A 22545-nucleotide genomic window follows, 5' to 3' on the forward strand; every position below is an offset into this window, starting at 1 on the left:
CCCTCCCCCGTGGAGGGACCGGCCCGGACGAGGGGTGCGGTCAGCTGCGGAGCGGGCCCTCGCAGCTGTAGCTCGACGTGCCCGCGACCCTGCTGGACCAGATGTCGACGGCGCCGAAGGAGCAGTTCATGTCGGCGAGGTTGTTGGAGGCGGCGCCCGCCCGGTCGAGGATGAAGTAGTCGACGGTCTCGGACATGTCCTTGAAGACCTTGTCCGCGTTGCCGGCGTCCGACAGGTTGGCGGTGATGCGTCCGGTGCAGACGAAGCGGCGCTTGCCGTACTCGCCGGCCTCGTAGCAGTCGGGGGTGTTCTGGGTGGCGTTGGCGAAGGCGGTCCGGACGGCGGAGACGTCCGCGTCGCGCAGGTACCCGTTGGCCGTGTACGTGGTGTTCGGGACGTACAGGGTGTCGACCTTGGCGATCTGGGCGTCGAGGAAGCGGTCGTACGCCTGCTGGAGGCCGGTGTCCGCGCTGAGCCTCTCGCGCCACGCGTCGTAGCCGCTCACGTCGTTGTTCCGCAGGTTCGTGTACATCTCGCGGAGCAGCGAGGGGCGTTCGGTCCACAGGAACTCGAAGAAGGTTCCCGCGTAGTTGTAGAAGCGGAAGCCGTCGCCGTCGTAGGTGGCGTGCAGGAGCTGGCGCACGCTCATGCGGGGGCCGCCGCCGGCGGTGTCGTTGATGATGCCGCGGACCAGGGACTTGCGGACGGCGATGCCGTTGTCGCGGGTGGCGCCGTCGAAGAACTCGGCCGTGCCCTCGTCCATGGCGGTGGTGCGGTCGCCCTGGTACCAGGGGCCCTGGCCGAAGAAGCCGGGGACGGCCCAGCGGCCGTTGAGGTAGTGGGTGTACTCGTGGCGGAAGAGCTCTTCCAGCGTCAGCGAGGAGTCCTGGGGGACGCGCCGCTGGTAGGTGTAGAAGGTGGCGCCGCGCTCGATGTAGATGCCGCCGTTGTTGGTGCTCATGTCGGTGAGGAGGGGGTGGTAGACCTCGTAGTCCGAGCGGGAGGCGTACAGGACGATGTTCAGGGTGGTGTTGGTGTCGTCCGCGAGCGGCTTGTCGGTGCCGAGGACGCGGTGGTACTGGGCCTTGACCTGCTTGCTCGCGTAGTAGAGCTGGTCGACGGTGGCCCGGTCGAGGGCGGTGCGGACCTTGATGCCCCCGTTGTCGTAGGTGTACGTGTACGGGAAGAGCTGCTTCTCGATGTCGTCCTTGCACACGCCGTACGGCTTGCAGGCCTCGTAGTAGTTGAGCCAGGAGACGACCTTCGCCCACTGCGCGCTGCCGCGGCCGAAGGTGTCGACGACGGTGCCGAACACGGTGCCGAGGCCTGCGACGGTCTCGTCCCGCAGGCCGTCGACCTGGCCGAAGCGGCCGAACTCGCCGAGGGCGTCGCGGACGACCCAGCTGTTGGCGGTCCCCTTGAGGTGGGCGTAGCCGGCGAAGGCCTTGAAAGCGGCGCGGTAGGCCGGGTCGGCGGCGACGGCCGCGTGGAAGGCGCTGTCCTGGTTGCCCGGGTAGACGCCGAGGTAGTTGACGGAGAGGCCGGCGAGCGCGGCGCCCGCCCAGGCGGGGTCGAGGTTCGTGGCGGTGTGCGAGGGGTCCATGGTGGCCAGGACCCGCTTGATCAGGCCGAGCTGGTGCTGGCGCAGGCCGGGGGCGCTCGCCGCGTAGAGCGCCTCGCGGAGGGTGTTCGCGTTGGTGGCGGTGACGTCGAAGGTGCGGGCGGCGGCGGCGAAGTCGGCGACGGCCTGGCGGATCGCGTTGACCGTGGGGGCGTCGGTGGTGTCGATCTCGGTGCGTGAGTAGTCGTGGTAGGCGACGGCGTGCAGGTAGGTGAACATCTCCTCCAGGTGGGAGGAGTTCCGTCCGTCGTGGGCGGCGGACAGGCTCGATACGCGGCGGGCGACGGCCTGGACGTGGGCGTCGGACATCACGGGGGCGAGCCGGGCGTCCCAGGTCCATATGAGGCCGCGGAGACAGCCGTCGGCGGTGACGGCGGGGTCGGCGAGGAAGTCGGCGAACTGCTCCGGGGCGAGGCCGGTGATCCCGTCGAGCGTGCAGGGGACGCCTGCCGCGGTGGTGCCGGTGGCATCGGCGGCGAACGCACGCGCGGTGGTGGGGGCGGGTGCCCGGCCGGGCACGCGGCCCGTGGCGTGGCCGCCGGGCGCGGGGGCCGGTCCGAAGGTGGTGCGCGGGGCGGTGGCGCGGTGGTCGACCTCGTCGAAGGGGTTGGCTCCCGGCTGCGCCTGGGGGGCCGGAGCGCCGGACGCGGGGGCCGGGGCGGCGGCGGGGCGGTCGTCCGTGCCCGCCGCGGAGGCTCCGGCCTGGCCGGCGGAGGAGAGGAGGGTGACCGTGATGGCGGAGGCGAGCAGGGACGAGCGCACACGTCGGTGGAGGGACAACGAGACTCCTGCTGGTGAGGGGGGTTGCGTGGGGATGGTTCGCGAACTGGTCCGGTTCGCACGGCGTCTGACGGGCGTTCATCAGGCCGTGTGCGCTGTAACATAGTAATGTGAAATTGCACTGACAAGCCTTGTGGCGACATCAGTTCCATGACGGGTCGGCAGACCACCCCGAAACGGGGCCAATCCCTCGCACGGGTCTCAGGATTCGGCGGCCCTACGGCGCCACGCCCTCGCCTGACGGAGGTGACCCTGCCCCTCCGAGATCCGCGCCAGGTGGAGCATCGCCCCCACGTGCCCCGCCTTGGCGGCCTTCTCGTACCACCCCTGCGCCGCGTACAGATCGCCGCCGAGCTCCCTGGACCGCCCCAGCCTGACGCAGGCCTCGACGTCCCCCTTCCCGGCGCGCTCGGCCAGCCCCCTCTCGACCTCGGCGACGACCTCGGCCCTGCTGAGCACCCCCGAGAGCAGACGGCGGCCCTCGGCGTCACCGGCCTCCCACGACTTGCGGTACCAGGCCTTCGCGGCCTCCCGGTCCCCCCGGTTGTGCGCGAGGACCCCGAGGGCGTTCATCGCGGCCGTGCTGCCCCCGTCCGCCGCCCGGCGGGCCCAGCGCTCGGCCTCGACGGTCTCGCCGCGCTCGTGCAGCAGCTTCCCGAGGACGTACGCGGCGTCGGCGAGGCCCGCCCCGGCGGCCCGCCGGTACCAGTCCTCGGCCTCGGGCAGGGCTCCCCGCTGCCGGGCGAGGTCCCCGAGGACGGCCATCGCGTACGGATTGCCTCCCTCGGCCGAACGCCGGTACCAGAGAAGGGCCTCGTCGTGCTCGCCCCGCGCCCGCAGGAGGTACCCGACGATCTCCATCGCCCGCACGTGTCCGGCCCCGGCGGCGGCTCGCAGCAACGGCTCGGCCTCAGCCTGCCGCTCCCACCCGTGGAGCAGGACGCCGAGGGTCACGCCGGCCTCGGGATGTCCCGCCGCGGCCGCCCGGCGCAGCCAGTACTCGCCGCCGTCCCGGTCCTCGCGCGTCCCGAGGTGCAGGCCGTGGCGGAACATCGCCGTGACGTCCCCGGCCTCGGCGTCCTCACGCAGGCGCGCCGGGTCCTCACCGCGCCCGCCGTCCCCGCCGCTCCCCCGCCGTCCCCATCTCCCCCACGGACGTCCCCGTCTCCCCCGCACGCGCGTCCCCTCCACCCTCGCCCGACGGACACCGGGGGCCGACGAAGTCGCCCAGGGGCTGTTCATCCGCCCCCTCAGCCCCCACCATGCTGCTGACTACCCGTGCGTAACTCATTTTAGGGGAAAGCGTGTTGAGACTCCGTGGTCGGAGGGTCGTTCCGCTGCTCGCCGTCGCCGCCTCCCTGTTCCTGGCGGCGTCGCCCGTCCGGGCCGAAGCCCCCGCGCGCATCCCCGTCGTGTTCGTCCACGGGTTCAACGCCGACCCGGGCGTGTGGGGCGGGCTGCGCGCGGACTTCAAGGCCGACGGATACACCGACGCCGAGCTGTTCTCCTTCGGCTACGACACGCACAAGTCGGTCAACGAGGTCCTGTCCGGCCGGCTCGCCGCGTACGTCGAGGACGTCAAGCGGCGGACCGGCGCGAGCCGGGTCGATCTCGTCGCCCACTCCTTCGGCAGCCTCGTCACCCGCTGGTACGTGAAGTTCGACGCCGCCGGCCAGTCCTCCGTGGCCCACTGGGTCTCCCTCGCCGGGCCCAACCACGGCACCGGCACGGCCTGGGCGTGCGCGCTGTGGGACCAGGCCTGCCGCGACATGACCCCGGGCTCCTACGTGCAGAAGAAGCTCGCGGAGGGCGACGAGTCGCCCGGGGCCGTGCGCTACGCCACCTGGTGGTCGCACTGCGACGAGGTCGTCGACCCCGACAGCAGCGTGCCGCTGGCCGGCGCCCTCAACAACGACGCCGGCTGCCTCGACCACAACGCCCTCCTCGGCGACGACACGGTCTCCCAGGGGGTCCGCGCCTTCCTTCGCTCCTGAGGACGGCGGCGGTCAGAAGCGCGCGAGGCCCGTCGTCGGGGCCTCGTGGGGCGCGCCCGCGAGGTAGTCGAGCGCGCAGTGGGCGACGTCGAGGCCGACGGTGAGCAGGGTGCCCCACTGCTCGTGCGGCGGCTTGTCCTCGTCGGGCCGCATGCAGACGACGGCGTCGGACCCGGCGCCGCCGCAGAAGGCGCGGGCCCGCTCGGCGGGCGGGAGGCCCGGCATCGCGGCGCGTACCTCGCGGAGGTGGGCGAGGCGCTCGGCCGTCATCGAGTCGGCCGCTCCGGTGTCCCCCGCGGCGAGTCCGGCGTCGAGGAAGTGGTTGGTGTGCAGCAGCCAGCCGTCCTCGGCCGCCGGGACCACCGCGAGGCCCGCGGGCGAGAGTTCGAGGCTGGCGGCGGAGCCGGCGGTGACGACGGTCAGCGAGGTGGAGGCGCTGACGCGTGCCGTCGAGGCGATCCCGACGGCCTGGTCGAGGGTGTCCGCCTCGTCGAGGATGCGACGGGCGACCGCATGCACGGGCACGCCGCCGCTCGCCGAATCGGACGCGTGGAACAGGATGTTGAAGTGCACACCGAGGCCGGCGCTGTTCACGCCGATCTTGCCGGGGGCGCCGAACTCGGTGAAGAGCTTCACCGTGCGGCCCTCGCTCGGCCTCAGCGCGTGCAGCAGCGCGTCCGGGACGAGCAGGTCGTGCCAGTCCCAGGTCTGCACGGTCTGCGGCGCGGCCCCCACGGGCGCGTACACCGCCGTCGAGCACTCGCCCTTCCCCGGCGCGGGGCACCCGGCGAGGATCTCGGTGCGGGCGCCGACGGCGGCCACCGTCCAGCGCTCGACGCCGGCCGCGTCGGCGCAGGCGTCGGACTCCTCGGCCAGGTTCGGCGCCCAGGCCCGCAGCGCCTCGTGACTGCGGCCGGCGAGGGAGCGGACCTGCTCCTCGGGCATGCCGAGGAGGGCGAAGTGCTTCCGGTAGAGCTCCGCGACGCGCCGGATCCGGGCACCGAACCGGGTGCCGAGCAGGGTCCCGCGCTCGCGGGGGTCGGTGGTCTCGGTCGTGAGGGTGTGCAGTTCCACGCGGGTTCCTTCGGTGCTGGCGGGGCCGCATGACGACGGGAGCGGCGCGCCTCAAGCTAGGAAGGTAAAACGTTTTACGCAATCCTTCGCAGGACTGTCGGGTCAGGCCCGTCGGGGCCGGCGGGCCGTGGTGGGGCGGGCGGCGGCGAGCAGCTCCTCCCTGTCGACGATCTTGACGCGGGGGCGGCCCTGGAGACGGCCCGTGGCCCGCTCCTCCTCGTCGATGGCCCGCCAGCCGTCGAGGCCGATGGCGTCCGGGTGCCCGCCGGACGCCGGGCCGCCGCCCGTGGGAGCGGTGAGCAGCCCGGCTTCGAGGTCGTCGAGGAGCGCGGAGACGGTCTCCTGGGCGCAGGACTTGTTGGTGCCGATGAATCCGCTGGGGCCGCGTTTGATCCAGCCGGCCACGTACACGCCCGGCCGGACCCGGCCCCGCTCGTGCGGCACCGTGCCGGTGGTCTCGTCGAACGGGAGGCCCGGGACGGGCCGGGCGCGGTAGCCGATCGCGCGCAGGACGAGCGAGGCCTCGATGGTCTCGATGGTCTCGGTCGTCCCGGTGGTCCCGGCCGTCCCGGTGCCGTCGTCGGTGCGCGCCGGACCGGTCCGTACGACGGTCAGGCCGGTCACCCGGTCGTCGCCGAGGATCCGTGCCGGGCGGGTCCGGAAGCGGAGGACGATGCGGCGGCGGCCCGGTACGGGGGTCCGGGCGGCCAGCTCGGCGAGCAGTTCGGTCTTGGGGGTGGCGTCCGCCGGCACGTCGGCCGGCCAGTCCTCGACGAGGACGTCGACGTCGTCGAGGGCGGCGAGGGCGAGCAGTTCGGGCAGGGTGAACGCGGCCTCGGCCGGTCCTCGGCGCCCGAGGACGACGACCTCGCGGACGCGGCTCGTGCGCAGCGCCGCGAGGGCCCGGTCGGAGATGTCGGTACGGGACAGGGTGTCGGGGTCGGCGGTGAGGATGCGGGCCACGTCCAGGGCCACGTTGCCGTTGCCGATGACGACGGCCCGTTCGCCGTCCAGGGCGTAGGGGGTGGCGCTGTGGTCGGGGTGGCCGTTGTACCAGGCCGTGAAGTCGGTGGCGGAGGCGCTGCCGGGGAGTTCCTCGCCGTCGATGCCGAGCCGCCGGTCCGTGGCCGCGCCCACGGCGTAGATCACGGCGTGGTGGTCGCGGAGCAGGTCCTCGTGGTGCAGGTCGCGGCCGATCTCCGTGTTGAGCCGGTACGAGAAGCCGGGCTGGCTCTCGACGGCCCGGAAGAGCCGGGCGACCCGCTTGGTGTCCTGGTGGTCGGGTGCCACTCCCGCGCGGGCGAGTCCGTACGGGGTGGGCAGCCGGTCGTGGACGGTGACGGTGACGCCGGGGTGCCGGAGCAGTTCGTCGGCGGCGAAGAGGCCGGCCGGTCCCGCGCCGACGACGGCGACCCGCAACCCGGCGGTGGAGAGGCGGCGTTGCGGGGGGACGAGGGCCATCGGGGTGCGGTCCTCGTGCGGATGGGTGTCGTAGTAGGCGCGGTTGAGTTCGAGGAACGGCAGCTCCGCCCCGGTGAGCGCGGTGTGCGGCTTGAGCGCGTCCACCGGGCAGGCCGTCGTGCAGGCGCCGCAGTCCACGCAGGTGCGGGGGTCGACGTACAGCATCTCGGTCTGCCCGAAGCCCGGTTCGCCGGGGGCGGGGTGGATGCAGTTGACCGGGCAGGCGAGGACGCAGGAGGCGTCGGCGCAGCACGACCGGGTGACGACGTAGGTCATGGTTCTCCGTTCCGGGCGACCTGCGGGGGTCGCGTCAGGCGGCGTACGGGGCGGGTTCGCCGCGGTGGCGGGAGGGGCGGCCGTCGATGCGCAGTGCCCTCCACACCCGCCGCGAGGCCCTGTTCATCAGGCCGATGTCCTCGGCGAGCATCCGGACGTCGGAGAAGAGGTCGCGGAGCATCTTCTCGCCGTCGGGGGACTTCCAGAAGATGTCCTTGATCACCCAGTGGGGCACGCCGATCGTCTCGGCGGTCTTCCGGTCGGGGACCACGATGACGTCGCCGAGGACCCGCATGATCACCGGGAAGGCGACCGACAGAGCGCCCCTGCGCGCCCTGCCGTAGCCGGGGACCTTGGCGCGGAGGAACTCGTGGGCGAAGGAGATGTGCCGGGCCTCCTCGGCGACGTGGATCTGCATGAGGCGGCGCATCAGCGGGTGGATGTCCTCGCCGCCGCGCAGGATCGCCTTCTGGAGGTGGTCGATGGGCTCCTCGCCGGCGAGGACGCCGGTGAAGAACGACTCGGGTACGAGGGAGCCGGCCAGCGGCAGGAAGCGGCTGAGGAAGCGGAAGGAGCGCCGTCCGCCGGGCACGTCGGCGCCCGACCGGTTCACGAACTCCTGGAACATCTGGGTGTGGTGGCACTCCTCCGTGACCTCGTGGGTGAGGTAGCGGAACTCCGGGTCCTGGTTGCGCAGGGAGAACAGGTAGTCCATCACCCCGCGGATCAGGACGTTCTCGAACTGCATGCCCACCTTGACGATGTTGGCGTACCGCCAGAGGCCGATGCGCGTCCGGACCTCCAGCGGCTGTGCCCGGTACCACGGGTGGCCGCCCAGGGGGTCGGCCGCGGGGAGGACCCAGCGGGGGTCCGCCGGGTCGATGGCGAAGTCGGGGTGGTCCCAGTCGATGTCGGTGAACGCGTCGAAGTGGATGTGCACCGAGGCCTCGGACAGGGTCCGGAGCCTCTCGTGGTAGCTCTGCACGCTGGTCATCTTCGTCCTCCTTCGGGGGCCGTGCGGTCGAAGCGGAGCGCGGGGTCATCGATCGGGGAGAGCCGCAGCGCGCGCCGGTCGCGGTAGTAGTCGTTCCAGATCCGCCACGGGTCCCGGGTGCCCTGGCGGGGCATGATCGCGTCGCCGCGCGCGATGTAGCCGGAGGTCAGCGACTCGCCCATGACGGAGACGGTGGAGCGGTCGGCCTCGGCGGCGACGGGGGTGACGGCGGTGAGGCCGTGCCGGTCCATGTGGGCGAGGAGCCGGCTGACGTAGGCGGAGGCGAGGTCGGCCTTGAGCGTCCAGGAGGCGTTGGTGTAGCCGATGATCATCGCCAGGTTGGGGACGCCGTCCAGCATCACGCCCTTGTAGAGCAGGTGCTCGCGGGTGACGACGGGCTTGCCGTCGACGGCCAGTTCCATGCCGCCGGCGAGCTGCATCCGCAGGCCCGTGGCGGTGACGACGATGTCGGCGGGGATCTCCTCCCCGGACCCGACCTTGACGCCGGTCTCGGTGAACGTCTCGATGTGGTCGGTCACCACGGACGCCCGGCCGCTCCTCAGCGTCGTGAAGAGGTCGCCGCCGGGCACGACGCACAGCCGCTGGTCCCAGGGCTTGTACGCCGGGGTGAAGTGGCGCATGTCGACGCTCTTGCCGAGCCGGGCCCGTACCGCGCCGAGGAGCACCCTGCGCATGAGGCGGGGGGCCTTGCGGCACAGGGCGTACAGGCCGCGCTGCATCGCGATGTTGCGGGCGCGCCCCACCCGGTGGACGAGCGCGGCGGGGACGCGCAGCCCGCGCAGGAGGACCGAGAGGGGGTCGTCGGCGGGGAGGGCGAGGACGTACGTGGGCGAGCGCTGGAGCATGGTGACGTGCGCGGCGGTGGGGGCCATCGCGGGGACGAGGGTGATGGCGGTGGCGCCGCTGCCGATGACCACGACGCGCTTGCCGGTGTGGTCGAGGTCCTCGGGCCAGTGCTGCGGGTGCACGAGGGTGCCCCGGAAGCGCTGCTCGCCGGGGAACTCCGGGCGGTGGCCCGCGTCGTAGTCGTAGTAGCCGGTGGCGCCGACGAGGAAGCGGGCGGTGAGGACGTGCGTCTCGCCGGTGGCCTCGTCGAGGGTCTCGACGGTCCAGCGTCCTTCCTCGCTCGACCAGTCGGCGCGGACGGCCCTGCGGCCGAAGCGGATGTGGTCGGTGACGCCGTGCTCCTCGGCGGTGGCCCGGATGTAGCGGCGGATGTCCGTGCCGCCGGCGAGGACCTTGGTGCCGTGCCAGGCGCGGAAGCCGTAGCCGAAGGTGTACATGTCCGAGTCGGAGCGGATGCCGGGGTAGCGGAAGAGGTCCCAGGTGCCGCCGATCGCGGACCGCCGCTCGATGATGGCGTACGTGGTCCCCGGGTTGCCGTCGCGCAGGTGGCAGGCGGCACTGATCCCGGACAGTCCCGCGCCGATGATCAGCACGTCGACGTGCTCGTTCTCCATGTCCATCCCCTCTGCGGCCCTCGGTGGCGGTGCATTCTCCCCCGACCGCGCTCTCCCGGACGCTTTCCCAGGCACCGGAATTTACCTGTGTCACCGCGTCCAGGATACCGGCGGTAACGTGACCTGCGCCACCCCCGGGGGCACCGTCTCCCCTTGATCGCCGGGTACGATCCACGCCGTGGCCGAGGACAGACACACACGCAACGGCGGGCGCCCCGACGGCCGCGACACACGCTGGACCGGTCACCGCGCCGAACGCCGGGACCAGGTCCTCACCGCGGCCCTCACCGTCATCGGACGCGAGGGAACGGCGGTCAGCGTGGCGGCGATCGGCGCCGAGGCCGGGATGCCGCGCTCCGTCGTCTACCGGATCTTCCGCAGCCGCGAGGACCTCGACGAGCAGATCCGCGCGCGCATCACCGACGACCTGATGGCCGCCCTGTCCCCCGCGCTCGTCCCCAAGGGCACGATCCGGGAGGCGATCGAGCATGCCGCCGGCACCTATGCGGGCTGGGTGGCGCTGCACCCCGAGCTCCACCGGTTCCTCGGCACCGGCTCGCCCGCCGTCGCGGGGACCCGCACCGCCGTCGCCCTCCACCTGGCGCGGCTCCTCGACACGTACGCCGACCGGTTCCTCGACGGCGAGCGGGGGCCCGCCGGCTTCGACGTCAACCTGGCGTTCGGCATGGTGGGCCTGGTGGACGGGGTCGTGAACCAGTGGGCCGCGCACCCCGAGTCGGGGAGCTCCCTCGACGACCTGACGCGCTTCCTGAGCGACGCCCTCTGGGGCGTCCTCGCGAGCGCGACCACGCGCCTGGGCATCAAGCTCGACCCCGATCAGCCGATCGACCTGACATAGCCCGACCTGCGGCGACGGCCTGTTGTCCACCGACCGGTGGACAACAGGTTCAACCGGTCGATCCTGTCGGCGGTACGGCCCCGCCGACGAGCCTGGGACCCATGACGAACCCGACCGTACGCATGGCCCGTCACAGCGCCCGGCACCCCTGGCGCGCGCTGATCGGCTGGCTCCTCTTCGTGGCCCTCTGCCTGGGCACGGGCATCGCCCTCGGCTCCCGTCCCGCGACCACGGAGGACTACCGCATCGGCGAGGCGGGCCGGGCCGAGGCCCTCGCCGCCGAGGGCGGTCTCCAGCAGAAGCCCCTCGAACGCGTCCTGATCCAGGCCGCACCCGGCACCGGCCCCCTCGACCGGGCCGAGGCCGAGGCCGCCGCCCGCGACATCGGCGCCCGGATGCGGAAGCTGCCCGAGGTGCTGTCCGTGGCCGAACCGGTCGCCGACGCCGAGCACACGGCCCTGCGCCTCGACGTCACCATGAAGGGCGCCGAGTTCGAGGGCAAGCAGCACGTCGACGCGCTCCTCGCGCAGACCGCCGAGGTCCGGGCCGCGCACCCGCGGCTGCTCGTCGAGGAGGTCGGCGGCCCCTCCATCGGCAAGGGCGTCGACGAGCTCCGCGGCGAGGACCTCTCCCGTACGGAGGTCATCGCGCTGCCCGTCACCCTGATCACCCTGCTGGTCGTCTTCGGCTCCGTGGTGATGGCCGTCGTACCGCTGCTGCTCGCGCTCACCGCGATCGTGGCCTCCGTCGGCCTGTCGATGACCGCCTCGCACGTCTTCCCCGACGCCGGGGTCGGCACCAACGTCATCCTGCTCATCGGGCTCGCCGTCGGCGTCGACTACACCCTCTTCCACCTCAAGCGGGAGCGCGAGGAACGGGCCCGGGCCGGCGGACGGCTCACCACACAGGCCGTGGTGGAGCTCGCCGCCGCGACCTCGGGCCGGGCCGTGGTGGTCTCCGGGCTGGCCGTGGCCGTCTCCAGCGCCACCCTCTACCTCGCGGACGACGTCATCTTCTCCTCCATCGCCACCGGGGCGGTCGTCGTCACCCTGGTCGCCGTCCTCAGCTCGCTGACCGTCCTGCCCGCGCTCCTCGCCCTCCTCGGCGAGCGCGCCGAACACCGCAGGGCCCGCAGGAAGCCGGCGCGCGGCGCCCGCCGTGCCGGCGGCCGGATCACCGCCGCCGTCCTCCGGCCCGTCGCCGCACACCCCGCCGTGACCCTCGCCGTCTCCACCCTCGCGCTCCTCGCGCTCGCCCTGCCCGTCCTGAACGTCAACATCACGGAGATGAGCCGCGAGACCCATTCCCGCGCCATCCCCGCCATGCGGACCTACGACCGGCTGATGGCCGCCTATCCCGAGCTGAAGGCCATGCACCAGGTGGTCGTACGAGCGGACGCGGACCGGGCCGACGAGGTCGCCGGCGCCCTGCGCGCCCTCGCGGAGCGGGCCGCCGCCGAGGACCCGGCGATCGGCGGCACTCCCGTCCTGCGGACCTCGGCCGACCACCGCACCACCCTGCTCGAACTGGCCGTCCCGCGCTCCGTGAACAGCCCCGAGGCCCGCGCCTCGCTCGAACGGCTCCGCACCGACCTCGTGCCCGGGGCGCTCGGCGCGCTCGACGGCACCGAGGTCGCCGTCACCGGCGAGGTCGCCCGCTACGCCGACTACCCCGACCACCAGAAGCGCAAGCTGCCGCTGATCGTCGGGGCGCTGCTCCTCGTCACCTTCGTGATGACGGTGTGGGCGTTCCGGTCGGTGGTCCTCGGCCTCGTCGGCATCGTCCTCAACCTGCTCTCGGCCTTCGCCTCGCTGGGCCTCCTCGTCCTGGTCTTCCAGAACGAATGGGCGGAAGGGATCCTCGACTTCACCTCCACGGGCTCGATCGGATCCCGCGTCCCGCTGTTCCTGTTCGTGATCCTCTTCGGGCTCTCCATGGACTACCAGGTGTTCGTGATCAGCCGGATCCGCGAGGCCCGCCTCGCCGGAACCCCCACCCGGCAGGCGGTCCTCCAGGGCCTGTCCTCGTCCGCCGGGGTCGTCACCAGCGCCGCCGTGGTGATGGTGACGGTCTTCGCGAGCTTCGCCGCCCTGCACCTCATCGAGATGAAGCAGATCGGCTTCAGCCTGGCCGTCGCGGTCCTCCTCGACGCCTTCGTGATCCGCGTCCTGGTGCTGCCCTCCCTGATGCTGCTGCTCGGCGAGGCCAACTGGTGGCCCTCGCGCGCCACCCGCCGCCCCTCGGAGCCCGAACGGGCCGACACCCCGCCGGTGTCCGTAGGCTGACGGAATGACTGACGAGACGGCACGCACGGCGGCCGAGCGGCCGGCGCTCACCGCCCTGCGCCGCTGGTACACGGCCGCCTGGCTGCTCCTCGGCCTGGTCCCCTCGGTCATCGGCGTCGGCAACGACTCGGGGCCCGTGAAATGGGCCTCCCTGGGCCTGGTGGCGGCGGCCCTCGCGTACACCGCCGTCCACCGCGCCCGGCACCACTCGCCGCTCTACCTGGGGATCCTCGCCGCCGGGCTCGGCGTGATGGCGGCCCTCCCCGGCGGCGGCGCGGCCCTGCTGATCGCCGCCCTCCCCCAGTTCTGGTTCCAGACCCGCGGTCCCCGCGCCGCCGTGCCGCTCAGCGGCTGCGCGGCGGCCGCGACGGCGGCGGGGAGCCTCTGGCGCGACTCGCCGGGGAACGCTGCCGCCGCCCTGACCGGATACGCCGTGTCCGTCCTGGCGGGGCTCCTGCTCCACCGGCTCGTCGCCGACGGCGAGGCCCGCGCCGCCGCGCTCGCCACCGAACTCTCCCTCACCCAGGATCAGTTGGCGGCCGCCCACCGCGCCCAGGGCGCCGCCGCCGAGCGGGAGCGGATGGCCCGCGAGATCCACGACACCCTCGCCCAGGGCTTCGCCTCCATCATCGTCCTCGCCGAGGCCGCCCGGACCGGCCTCGACGGGGACCCGGAGTACACGGCCCGGCAGCTGCGCTCCATCGAGCGGACCGCCCGCGAGAACTTCGCCGAGGCCCGGGTCCTGGTGGGCTCGGCCCCGCACAGCGGCCTCTCCCCCGGCTCGGTGGTGCCGACCCTGCGCCGCACCCTCGAACGGTTCGCCCAGGACACCGGGATCACGGTCGACGCGGAGCTCGCCGAGGACGTCGACTGCGACCAGCAGACCCGGATCGCACTCCTCCGCTGCACCCAGGAGTCGCTGGCCAACGTGCGCAAGCACGCCGACGCGAGCACCGTCGGCGTGGTCCTCACCCAGGGCCCGTACGCCATCGAGCTGGAGATCACCGACGACGGGCGCGGCTTCGTCGTCGAGGAGTCGCGCGGCTTCGGCCTGGACGGCATGCGCAAGCGGCTCGCCGAGCTCGGCGGGGAGCTGACGGTGACCAGTTCGGTCGGGGACGGCACCCGCGTCCTCGCGGCCTTCCCCGCAGCCCTCCCCCCGAACTCCCCCACGAACGGACGGTCCTGACATGCCCGAAGCGCACGAACCCCTCCGGGTCGTGATCGTCGACGACCACACGGTGATGCGCGCCGGAGTGGTCTCCCTCCTGGCGCCGGTCCCGGACATCACCGTCGTCGGCGAGGCGGGCGACGGCCGTGAGGCCCTCGGCCTCGTCGAGCGCCTTGCCCCCGACGTCGCGCTCGTCGACCTGCGCATGCCGGTCATGGACGGCGTCGAGGCCACCGCCGCGATCGTCGCGGGACCCGCCCCGACCCGGGTGCTCATCCTCACCACGTACGACACGGACGTGGAGATCGAGCGGGCGGTCGAGGCGGGCGCCGTCGGCTACCTCCTGAAGGACACCACCGCCGAGCAGCTCGCCGAGGCCGTCCGCTCCGCCGCCCGCGGCGAGACGGTCCTCGCGCCGCGCGTCGCCGAACGCCTGGTCGCCCTCATGCGCCGCCCCGCCCCGGTCGTCCTCACCCCACGCGAGCAGGACGTCCTCGGCGCGGTGGCCGACGGCCTGTCCAACGCCGAGATCGGCCGGCGCCTCGTCATCGCGGAGGCCACGGTCAAGACCCATCTCCTGCGCGTCTTCGCGAAGCTGGACGTCGGCGACCGCACCCGCGCCGTGGTCGTGGCCCTGGAGAAGGGCCTGCTGCCCGGCCGGGGCTGAGGACGGGGAAGCGGGTCGGGCCCGCCGGAGGGGATCCGGCGGGCCCCGTGCGCTCTACAGGGGGACGCCGAGGTCGGTGAGGATCTCGTCGGCCGCCCGCTCGCCGGACTCCGCGCCGCCCTCCATGTAGCCCTGGGCCATGGCGGAGGTGTGCTCGCCGGCGAAGTGCGTGTTGCCCTGGCGGACGCCCTCGTAGCCCCCGTACCGGTGGGCGTACCCGGTGGGCATTCCGGCGTACGAGCCGTAGGCGTTCGGGTTGAGCGGCCAGGCGGCGAGCGTGGCCTTGCCGGTCCAGTGGGCGGTCAGGCCGGGGAAGACCGGTTCGAGCTGGGCGAGGGCCGTCAGGGCGTAGCCGGCGATCTGGGGGTCGGCCGCCGTGCGGAACGGCGCGGACGGGGTGAAGTCCGCGGCGTGGCTTCCGCCCGCGTAGACCGTGAGGATGCCCTTGCCGCCGGGCTGGGCCCTGCTGGAGTCCCAGGAGGTCTGGTAGCCGGTGTCGCTCATCGTGCTGCCGCTGGCGATGCCCCAGGGGCCGGAGGCGTTCCAGTGACGGGTGTCGAACTGCAGGGAGAGCTTGCAGTTCTGGCCCATCCTCATCGCGGCGATGCCGGCGAGCTTGCGGCTGTCGAAGCCGGCGGCGGACAGGTTCAGCCGCTGGAGGACGCCGGCGGGGAGGGCGAGGACGGTGTGGTCGGCGAGGACCGTCCGCGTACAGCCGTCGGCGGCGAAGGTGAGCAGCTGCCGGCCTCCCGGGGCGGCCGCCACGGACTGGAGCCGCCAGCCGTGGCGTACCGTCCCCGGGGGCAGGGCGGCGGCGATGGCCTGCGGGAGCCGCTGGTTGCCGCCGCGGACGTGGTAGCGGGTGTCGCTCTCCCCGAACAGGGCGAAGCCGTTGGGGACCGGCTGGTAGCCGAGCATCCCGATGATGCCGAGGGCCGAGGAGGACGGGGTGTCCATGCCGAACTCGGTGGTGTAGGCGACGTCGAGGAGCTGTCCGAAGGGCGAGGCGTGGCCGCCCGGGACGCGGGTGGCGATCCAGTCGTGGAGGGACATGTTCGACAGGGCCACCGCGCCGGGGCTGTTGGCGGCGTCCCAGGCGACGGGCCAGTCGAAGGTGGCGAGGTCCTGCTGGAGCGCGGGCTTGAGCTTCTTGAAGTCGGCGCTCGCCTGGGCGTAGGTGTAGTAGGCGCCGTCGAAGCGGTAGACCTCGGTGGCGCCGACGGGTTCGGCGGCGCGCAGGTCGTCGAGCGGCAGGCCGAAGCGGGCGGCGAGGCCCTGCATGCGGGTGTGGCCGGTGTCGATCAGCTCGCCGCCCCACTCGGAGGTCTGGCCGTCGCCCCAGTAGGAGCCGGCCGGGTTGGAGTGGATCCGGCCGCCGACCCGGGTGTCGGCCTCGTACACGGCGGAGGCGATGCCGTGGTCGGCGAGCCGCAGGGCGGCGGTGAGCCCGGCGATGCCGGCGCCGACGATCGCGATGACGGGCTGGGGCGCGGTGTCGGCGCGGGCCGGGCGGGCCGCGCCGACGACGGTGCCGGCGGCGGCCAGGCCCACTCCGGCGGCGAGCCCGCCGAGCACGGTCCGGCGGGAGACACCGTCGGCGGTGGTTCCGGTGGAGTGTTCGGCGACGATCCGGCGCAGCATGCGGGCGGGTGCGGTGCGTGCCATGTGCGGCTCCTTCCAAGGGGGGCCGGTTCCCTGGGGAAGGGGGAACCGGGAGCGGCGGTGGCGGGGTGCCACCGCCGACGAGGAGGGCCCTCGCGTACGGGCTGTCAGGCGGCGTAGCGCGCGGGGCGGCGGTGGGCCCAGCCGTCCAGGGTCTCCAGTTCGGCGGCGACCCGGATGAGGGCGGCCTCGTCCCAGGGGCCGGCGATGAGCTGGCTGCCGACGGGGAGGCCCTCGGCCGAGGTGAAGGTGGGCAGGCTGACGGCGGGCTGTCCGGTGATGTTGCAGATCGCGGTGAAGGAGATCATCCGGGTCTCGGTGGTGCGCGGGCCGCCGGGGTCCGCGTTGGCCTCCTTGAGCAGGGCGTCCACCGGTGGCGGCAGGCAGGCCATGGTGGGGGTGAGGAGCAGGTCGAACTCCTGGCCCCACTGGGCGCGGACCGCGCGGGCCTCCTCGGCGAGCAGGGTCGCGGCCCGGGTGTACTCGCCCGAGTGCCTTCCCGCGGCCCGGTCCATGCGGAACCGGAGGTGCGGCTCGGCGAGTTCCGGCTGCTGGTACGGGGCGGCCCAGAGCGCGGCGTCGAGGACGGTCTGCGCGTACCCGGTGATCGCCTCCTCGCTGAAGAAGCGGGGTGAGGCGGGGGCGACCTCGTGGCCGAGGGCCGCGAGGAGCCGGGCGGTGTGCTCGGCGGCCTCGACGCACTGCGGGTCGACGGGGAGACCGGTGGGCGCCTCGGTGAGCAGTCCGATGCGGAGGCGTCCGCCGTCGCGGCCGACCTCGTCGAGGTAGGGGCGCTCGGGGGCGGGGGCCTGGTACATGGCGAGCCGGTCGGGTACGGACATCGCGTCCAGCAGCGCGGCGGCGTCGCGGGTGGTGCGGGTGATGGCCCCTTCGACGGTGGCGTGCTCCCAGCCGGGGACCTGCTGGGGGACGCGGCCCCGGCTGGGCTTGAGGCCGAGCAGTCCGCAGGAGGAGGACGGCATGCGGATCGAGCCGCCGCCGTCGTTGGCGTGGGCGACGGGTGCGAGGCCGGCGGCGACGGCCGCGGCGGCGCCGCCGCTGGAGCCGCCGGCGGAGTGCTCGGGGCTCCAGGGGTTGCGGGTGCTGCCGAAGCGGCTGTTGTCGGTGGTCGACAGGAGGCCCATCTCGGGCGAGTTGGTGCGGCCCATGAGGAGGAATCCGGCGTCGAGGAGGCGGCGGACCACGGGCTCGGTGAGGGTGCGGGGCCGGTCGTCGACTCCGTACGAGCCGTACGTGGCGGGCTGGCCCTCGACCTGGGTCAGCTCCTTGACGGGGACGGGCACGCCGTGGAACGGCGGGAGGGGGCCGCCGTCGGTGACGGCCCGCTCGGCGCGGCGGGCGGCGGCGCGGACGGCGTCCTCGTCGAGCCAGGTGAACGCGGCGAGTTCACCGTCGTGCTCGGCGATCCTGCGGAGGTAGGTGTCGGCTATCTCGACGGGGCTGAGGTCGCGCCGGCGCACGGCCGCCGCGAGGTCGGTGGCCGAGGAGAAGGGGTCCATGCGGGTGGCTCCAGGTGGGGTGGGGCGGTCGGCTGGGGTGGAGGCGGGCCGCCGGGGCAAGGCGGAGCGGTCGGCTGGGGCAGGGGATCGGTCCGGCCGGGGCGGTGGGTGGGCCGCCGGAGAAAAGGCCCGGTCCGGCTGAGGCGGTGGGTGGTCAGCGGACCGCGAGGACGGCGTCGAGGCGGTCGCGCAGACCGGGCCCGTTCGGCGCGTCGAGCACGACCCGTCCGGCCTCCATCGCCACGACGTGCCGACTGTGGTCGAGGAGTGCTCCGGCGTGCTGGTCGACGAGGAGGACGGCCGTGCCGGCGGCGGCGATCGCGCCGAGGGCCTCCAGGACGTCGGCGACCACGGAGGGCTGGAGGCCCTGGGTGAGTTCGTCGACCGCGATGAGGGTCCGGCCGGCCAGCATCGCCCGGGCGATGCCCAGTTGCTGTTTCTGCCCGCCGGAGAGCGTGCCGGCCTGTTGCCCGGCGCGGTCGGTGAGGAGCGGGAAGACGGTGTACGGGTCGACGGCCGGGACGGTGTCGCGGCGGCGGGCGAGGCGGAGGTTGTCGGCGACGGTGAGCGCGGGGAACACGCCCCGGTCCTCCGGCATCAGCGTGGCGCCGGCCCGGGCGAGCAGCTCGGGGCGGCCGGGGGGCACGTCGCGTCCGTCGAGGGTGACGCGGCCGCCGTGCCGGTCGGCGAGGCCGAAGACGGTCCGCAGGAGGGTCGTCTTCCCGGCGCCGTTGCGGCCGATCAGGGCGGTGATCTCGCCCGCGCGTACGGTCAGGTCGGTCGGCCGGACGACGGCGGCCTGCCCGTATCCGCCGGCGAGTCCGGTCAGTTCGAGCATCAGCGTGCTCCCAGGTAGGCGGTGCGGACGGCGGGGTCGGCGGAGACCCCGTCGAGGGGGCCGCGGGCGAGGACCTGTCCTTCGGCGAGGACGACGACCTCGTCGGCGAGTTCCCGCACGATGTCCATGTCGTGCTCGACCACGAGCAGCGCGCAGCCGGTGCGCCGGTTGACCTCGCGGAGTTCGCGGGTGAGGCGGCGGGCGTCGTCGGGGCCGAGTCCGGCCGCGGGTTCGTCGAGGAGCAGCAGCCGGGGGGCGGCGGCGAGCACCATGGCCAGCTCCAGGCGGCGCCGGTCGGCGAGCGGGAGCGTCCCGGCCGGCCGGAGTTCGTCCTCGGCGAGGTCTCGGAACTCCGCGGGCGGTTCGGTGGGTTGGGGTGCCTCGATGCGGGCGAGGCGGAGGTTGTCGGCCGGGGAGAGTTCGGCGATCACGCTGGGGATCTGGAACATCCGCCCGACGCCGAGTCCCACCCGGCGGTGGACCGGCAGTCCCGCCGCGTCGGTGCCGAAGAGCCTCAGGGTGCCGGCGTCCGGGGCGAGCTGCCCGGCGACGACGTTGAGGAAGGTGCTCTTGCCGGCGCCGTTCGGTCCGATCAGACAGACGCAGCGGCCGGCCTCGACGGTCAGGTCCACTCCGGCGAGCACCTGGACGGGGCCGAAGGACTTCCGGACGCCGGTGACGGCGAGGGGCACGGCTCCTGCGGGGGTTTCCCGTACGGTACGGGTCCGGTCCCGGCGGGCCGCGGCCGGCAGGCGTACGTCGGGTCCGGGCCCGGCCAGCCAGCGGCGCGGGGCGGCGGTGAGGCCGGCGGGCGCCACCTGGACGACGAGCAGGAACAGGGCGGCGAGGGCGAGGAGGTACCAGCCCTGCCAGGTGGAGCCGAGGTACTGCTGGCCGGCGGTGACGGCGAGGGCTCCGGCGAACGGGCCGACCGTGGACCCGCGGCCGCCGAGGGCCAGCCAGATCAGCACGGACGTCGACAGGCCGAGGCCGAACACCTGCGGCGACACCAGGCCGGCCACGGGTGCGTACAGCGCTCCGGCCAGGGCGGCGACGGCCGCGCTCGCGGCGAAGGCGGTGGCGCGCACCCTGGTTCCGTCGATGCCGCTCTGGGCCGCCCGCTCGGGGTTGCGGGCGGCCGCCGTGAGACGGGCGCCGAACCGGCCGCGTACGAGCAGCGCTCCGCAGACGGCGACCACGGCCGCGACGGCGCCGAGGGTGACGTAGTAGGAGGTCACCACGTCGGGTCCGGAGACGGACAGTCCGTTGGTGCCGCCGGTCACCGGGGCGAGGGTGGTGGCGGCGCGCTGGAGCAGGAGTCCGACGCCGATGGTCAGGAGGATCAGCGGTGCGTCGGGGACCGGGGCGGCCAGGCCGATGCGGACGACGGGCAGGGCGATCGCCACGGCGGCGGCGACGGCCGCGGCAAGCGTCACCGCCCGGGGGAGGTCGTGCTCCTGGCCGAGGGCGACGGCGTACGCGCCGAGTCCGAAGAACGCGGCGTGTCCGACGCTCAGCAGTCCCGCCCGTCCCCAGCCCAGGTCGAGGCCGTAGGCGAACAGGCCGTGGCACAGGCCGAGGGTGAGGGTCGCGACGGCGAAGGCGTCGAGGCCGAAGGGCGCGGCGAGCAGGGCGGCCCCGGCGAGGGCGGGAAGCGCGAGGCGCAGGGTGCGCCGGATGCCCGCTGCGGGAGCGACGCGGGCGGCGGATGCGGCGGGGACGGTCACGCACAGCCCTTCTTCGGGGTCGTGTCGGCGACCATCGGGTGGGTCCGGGTGACGGTGTACGCGCCGTCGCGGCCGATGGTGACCTCGCGCATGTCGGCCTGGAGCACGTGGTTGGAGGGGTCGAAGCGGGTCCCCTTGCCGAGGGGGCTGTCGAAGGACAGGGCGCCGATCGCCTTGTTGACGGCCTGGGGGTCGTTCGAGCCGGCCTTCTCCGCGGCGGCCAGGAGGAACTCGACGCCGAAGTAGGCGTTGCCCGCCACCTCGGGGATGGGGGCCTTCCACTGGTGGGCGGCCCGGTAGTCCTTCACGAAGGCGCGGCTCTCGGCGTCGTCCAGCTGGTCGCTCCAGCGCACCGTGTGGGTGCGGCCCGCGACGAGTGCGCCGAGGGCGGGCTGGAAGTCGGCGTCCAGGGAGGCGCCCTCGAAGCCGAGGTCCGGGGTGAGCAGGCCGAACTGCTGGGCCTGCTCGGCGAAGGTGACGGCGTCCGCGCCGACGACCATGGAGAGCACCCCGTCGGGCTTCGCGGACTTGAGGCGGCCGATGACCGGCTGCCAGTCGGTCTGGCCGAGGGGGCTGTACTCCTCGGCGACGACGGTGCCGCCGGCCTTCTTCACCAGGTCCTTGGCGACACCGGCGTAGAAGTGCGGGTAGTTGTAGTCGGAGCCGACGAGGGCGACCTTGCCGCCGTACTTCCGGACCAGTCCGGGCACGGTGGGGGTGAGCATCTGGCGGGTGGACTCGCCGAAGCCCCACTGGTAGGGGAAGCAGTGCTCGGTGTCGCCGAGGATGGCGGTGCCGAAGGGCACGTGCGCCTCGTCGGCGACCCTGCCGACGGCTTCGGCGGTGTCGCCGGTGATGGTGCCGAAGAGCATCGTGACCTTGTCCTGGCGGACCAGGCGGCGGGCGAGCTGGGTGGAGTTGGCGGGGTCGCCGGCGTCGTCGACCACGACGTACTCGACCGGCTGGCCGTACACGCCGCCGTCGGCGTTGACCTTCTTGACGGCCAGTTCGAGGCCGTTGCGCAGGGCGGTTCCGACCTGGGAGACCGGTCCGGTGAGCGGGACGACCACGCCGATCCTCACCGGTCCCCCGGTGGCCGGGGCGTCGTCGCCGGACAGGGCCGCGCCCTGGCAGCCGGTGAGCGCGAGGACGAGGGTGCCCGCCACCGCGAGCGCGGTGGCCCGGGGCGTGGGCGTCATGCGGCGCTCGCGGGCGCGGGGGTGCGACGGAACCATGCGGAGAACCTTCCGATCCAGGGGCGCGAGCGCAGGGCGGCGATCGCGACGACGACGGCGTAGAAGAGGGCTTCGGCGAGGGTGTCGGAGAGCCAGGTGCGCAGCAGGACCGACAGCGCGGAGATCAGCAGGGCGGCGCCGGCGGCGGTGGCCAGGGCTCCGGGGCGGCTGAGCAGCAGGCCGAAGAAGACGGGAACGAGCAGGCCGAATCCCATGCTGGGGTTCACGGCGAGGACGGGGCTGTACAGGGCTCCGGCGAGGACCGCGAGGAGGCCGCCGACGGTGAAGGCGGTGGCGCGCATGCGGCGCGGGTCGGTGCCGAGCAGCGCCGCCATGGCCGGGTTGTCGGCCACGGCCCGCAGTCTCAGTCCCCAGTCGGTGCGGTGGGCCGCGAGCAGGACGAGGGCGATGACGGCGACGGCGGTGAGGGCGCAGACGATCCGGTACGCCGGGTACGGGCTGCCGAGGACGTCGAGCGTGCCGTCCACGGGTACGGCGACGGTGCGCGAGGTCCCGGTGAAGAGGAGCTCCGCGCCCTGCCGCAGGGCCATGCCGAGGCCCCAGGTGACGAGCATGGCGGCCAGGCCGTCGGAGCCGGGGCGGCGCAGCAGCAGGCGCTCGACGACCAGGAGCAGGGGCACTCCGGCGGTGAGGGCGAGCAGGGCGCGGAGCCCGAAGGGGGCGGCGGTCGCGGTCGCGGCGACGTAGGCGCCGGCCATGGCCAGGTCCCCCTGGGCGAGGTTGACCACCCGGGTCGCCGCGAAGATCACCGCGATGCCGACCGTGAGCAGGCCGTAGAGGCCGAACTGGCCAAGGATGGCCAGAAGTACATCCATCTGTTACCGCCTCTGTGCTTCCGGGTGGCGCGGGGACTCTGCGAGCATCTGGCAATCCCGCGGT

General features: G+C 73.8%; 17 protein-coding genes. 5 read left to right on the forward strand and 12 right to left on the reverse strand.

Going from position 1 to position 22545, the window contains the following annotated elements:
* Nucleotides 1-40: 40 nt before the first annotated feature.
* Both ACH4TP_RS23120 and ACH4TP_RS23125 read right to left on the reverse strand, forming a co-directional pair.
* Nucleotides 41-2401, reverse strand: a complete 2361-nt coding sequence (locus tag ACH4TP_RS23120) for a collagenase (RefSeq protein WP_398185135.1) — start codon at nucleotides 2399-2401, stop codon at nucleotides 41-43.
* Between the two features lie 201 nt (nucleotides 2402-2602).
* Nucleotides 2603-3454 (reverse strand): tetratricopeptide repeat protein, encoded by an 852-nt coding sequence (locus ACH4TP_RS23125; RefSeq protein WP_398438986.1) that lies wholly within the window; start codon nucleotides 3452-3454, stop codon nucleotides 2603-2605.
* 251 nt (nucleotides 3455-3705) lie between these two features.
* Here ACH4TP_RS23125 and ACH4TP_RS23130 point away from each other — a divergent pair, with 251 nt between their 5' ends.
* Entirely contained in the window at nucleotides 3706-4395 is a 690-nt protein-coding gene (locus ACH4TP_RS23130) for an esterase/lipase family protein (protein ID WP_398438987.1), read from the forward strand.
* A gap of 12 nt (nucleotides 4396-4407) precedes the next feature.
* Here the strand turns inward: ACH4TP_RS23130 and ACH4TP_RS23135 are convergent, their stop codons facing one another.
* From ACH4TP_RS23135 to ACH4TP_RS23150, 4 genes are all read right to left on the reverse strand, one after another.
* A complete protein-coding gene (locus tag ACH4TP_RS23135) occupies nucleotides 4408-5469 on the reverse strand; it encodes a C45 family autoproteolytic acyltransferase/hydolase (RefSeq protein WP_398185121.1) in 1062 nt (353 codons plus the stop codon).
* Between the two features lie 102 nt (nucleotides 5470-5571).
* Complete coding sequence (locus ACH4TP_RS23140; protein ID WP_398438988.1) at nucleotides 5572-7206, reverse strand: FAD-dependent oxidoreductase; 1635 nt, start codon at nucleotides 7204-7206, stop codon at nucleotides 5572-5574.
* Nucleotides 7207-7240: 34 nt separating this feature from the next.
* Nucleotides 7241-8200, reverse strand: coding sequence for a diiron oxygenase (locus tag ACH4TP_RS23145; protein ID WP_389235820.1), 960 nt, complete (start codon nucleotides 8198-8200; stop codon nucleotides 7241-7243).
* A complete protein-coding gene (locus ACH4TP_RS23150; protein WP_398438989.1) occupies nucleotides 8197-9681 on the reverse strand; it encodes a flavin-containing monooxygenase in 1485 nt (494 codons plus the stop codon). The genes ACH4TP_RS23145 and ACH4TP_RS23150 overlap by 4 nt, the downstream gene beginning before the upstream one ends.
* A gap of 178 nt (nucleotides 9682-9859) precedes the next feature.
* On the opposite strand from ACH4TP_RS23150, the gene ACH4TP_RS23155 reads away from it, so the two are divergent.
* From ACH4TP_RS23155 to ACH4TP_RS23170, 4 genes are all read left to right on the forward strand, one after another.
* On the forward strand, nucleotides 9860-10540 hold the full coding sequence (locus tag ACH4TP_RS23155; protein ID WP_389235814.1) for a TetR/AcrR family transcriptional regulator: 681 nt from the start codon (nucleotides 9860-9862) through the stop codon (nucleotides 10538-10540).
* A 101-nt stretch (nucleotides 10541-10641) separates the two neighbouring features.
* Nucleotides 10642-12825 (forward strand): MMPL family transporter, encoded by a 2184-nt coding sequence (locus ACH4TP_RS23160; RefSeq protein ID WP_398438990.1) that lies wholly within the window; start codon nucleotides 10642-10644, stop codon nucleotides 12823-12825.
* A gap of 4 nt (nucleotides 12826-12829) precedes the next feature.
* Nucleotides 12830-14014 (forward strand): sensor histidine kinase, encoded by a 1185-nt coding sequence (locus ACH4TP_RS23165; RefSeq protein ID WP_398438991.1) that lies wholly within the window; start codon nucleotides 12830-12832, stop codon nucleotides 14012-14014.
* Nucleotide 14015: 1 nt separating this feature from the next.
* Nucleotides 14016-14663: a response regulator gene (locus ACH4TP_RS23170; RefSeq protein ID WP_398185108.1), complete on the forward strand. Its 648-nt coding sequence runs from the start codon at nucleotides 14016-14018 to the stop codon at nucleotides 14661-14663.
* Nucleotides 14664-14717: 54 nt separating this feature from the next.
* Here ACH4TP_RS23170 and ACH4TP_RS23175 read toward each other — a convergent pair whose 3' ends face one another.
* The 6 genes from ACH4TP_RS23175 to ACH4TP_RS23200 all read right to left on the reverse strand — a co-directional run bounded on the left by ACH4TP_RS23175 (nucleotide 14718) and on the right by ACH4TP_RS23200 (nucleotide 22481).
* Nucleotides 14718-16328: a flavin monoamine oxidase family protein gene (locus tag ACH4TP_RS23175; RefSeq protein WP_398185105.1), complete on the reverse strand. Its 1611-nt coding sequence runs from the start codon at nucleotides 16326-16328 to the stop codon at nucleotides 14718-14720.
* Nucleotides 16329-16432: 104 nt separating this feature from the next.
* Entirely contained in the window at nucleotides 16433-17845 is a 1413-nt protein-coding gene (locus tag ACH4TP_RS23180; protein ID WP_398185102.1) for an amidase, read from the reverse strand.
* A 154-nt stretch (nucleotides 17846-17999) separates the two neighbouring features.
* The gene (locus ACH4TP_RS23185; protein WP_398185099.1) at nucleotides 18000-18683 is read right to left on the reverse strand and encodes an ABC transporter ATP-binding protein; all 684 of its coding nucleotides are present in this window, start codon (nucleotides 18681-18683) and stop codon (nucleotides 18000-18002) included.
* Nucleotides 18683-20410, reverse strand: coding sequence for an ATP-binding cassette domain-containing protein (locus ACH4TP_RS23190; RefSeq protein WP_398438992.1), 1728 nt, complete (start codon nucleotides 20408-20410; stop codon nucleotides 18683-18685). The genes ACH4TP_RS23185 and ACH4TP_RS23190 overlap by 1 nt, the downstream gene beginning before the upstream one ends.
* Nucleotides 20407-21645, reverse strand: coding sequence for an ABC transporter substrate-binding protein (locus ACH4TP_RS23195; RefSeq protein ID WP_398438993.1), 1239 nt, complete (start codon nucleotides 21643-21645; stop codon nucleotides 20407-20409). The genes ACH4TP_RS23190 and ACH4TP_RS23195 overlap by 4 nt, the downstream gene beginning before the upstream one ends.
* Nucleotides 21606-22481, reverse strand: a complete 876-nt coding sequence (locus ACH4TP_RS23200) for a branched-chain amino acid ABC transporter permease (RefSeq protein ID WP_389235787.1) — start codon at nucleotides 22479-22481, stop codon at nucleotides 21606-21608. The genes ACH4TP_RS23195 and ACH4TP_RS23200 overlap by 40 nt, the downstream gene beginning before the upstream one ends.
* Nucleotides 22482-22545 lie beyond the last annotated feature (64 nt).

Source organism: Streptomyces sp. NPDC021012 (genome assembly GCF_044333355.1).
GTDB lineage: Bacteria > Actinomycetota > Actinomycetes > Streptomycetales > Streptomycetaceae > Streptomyces.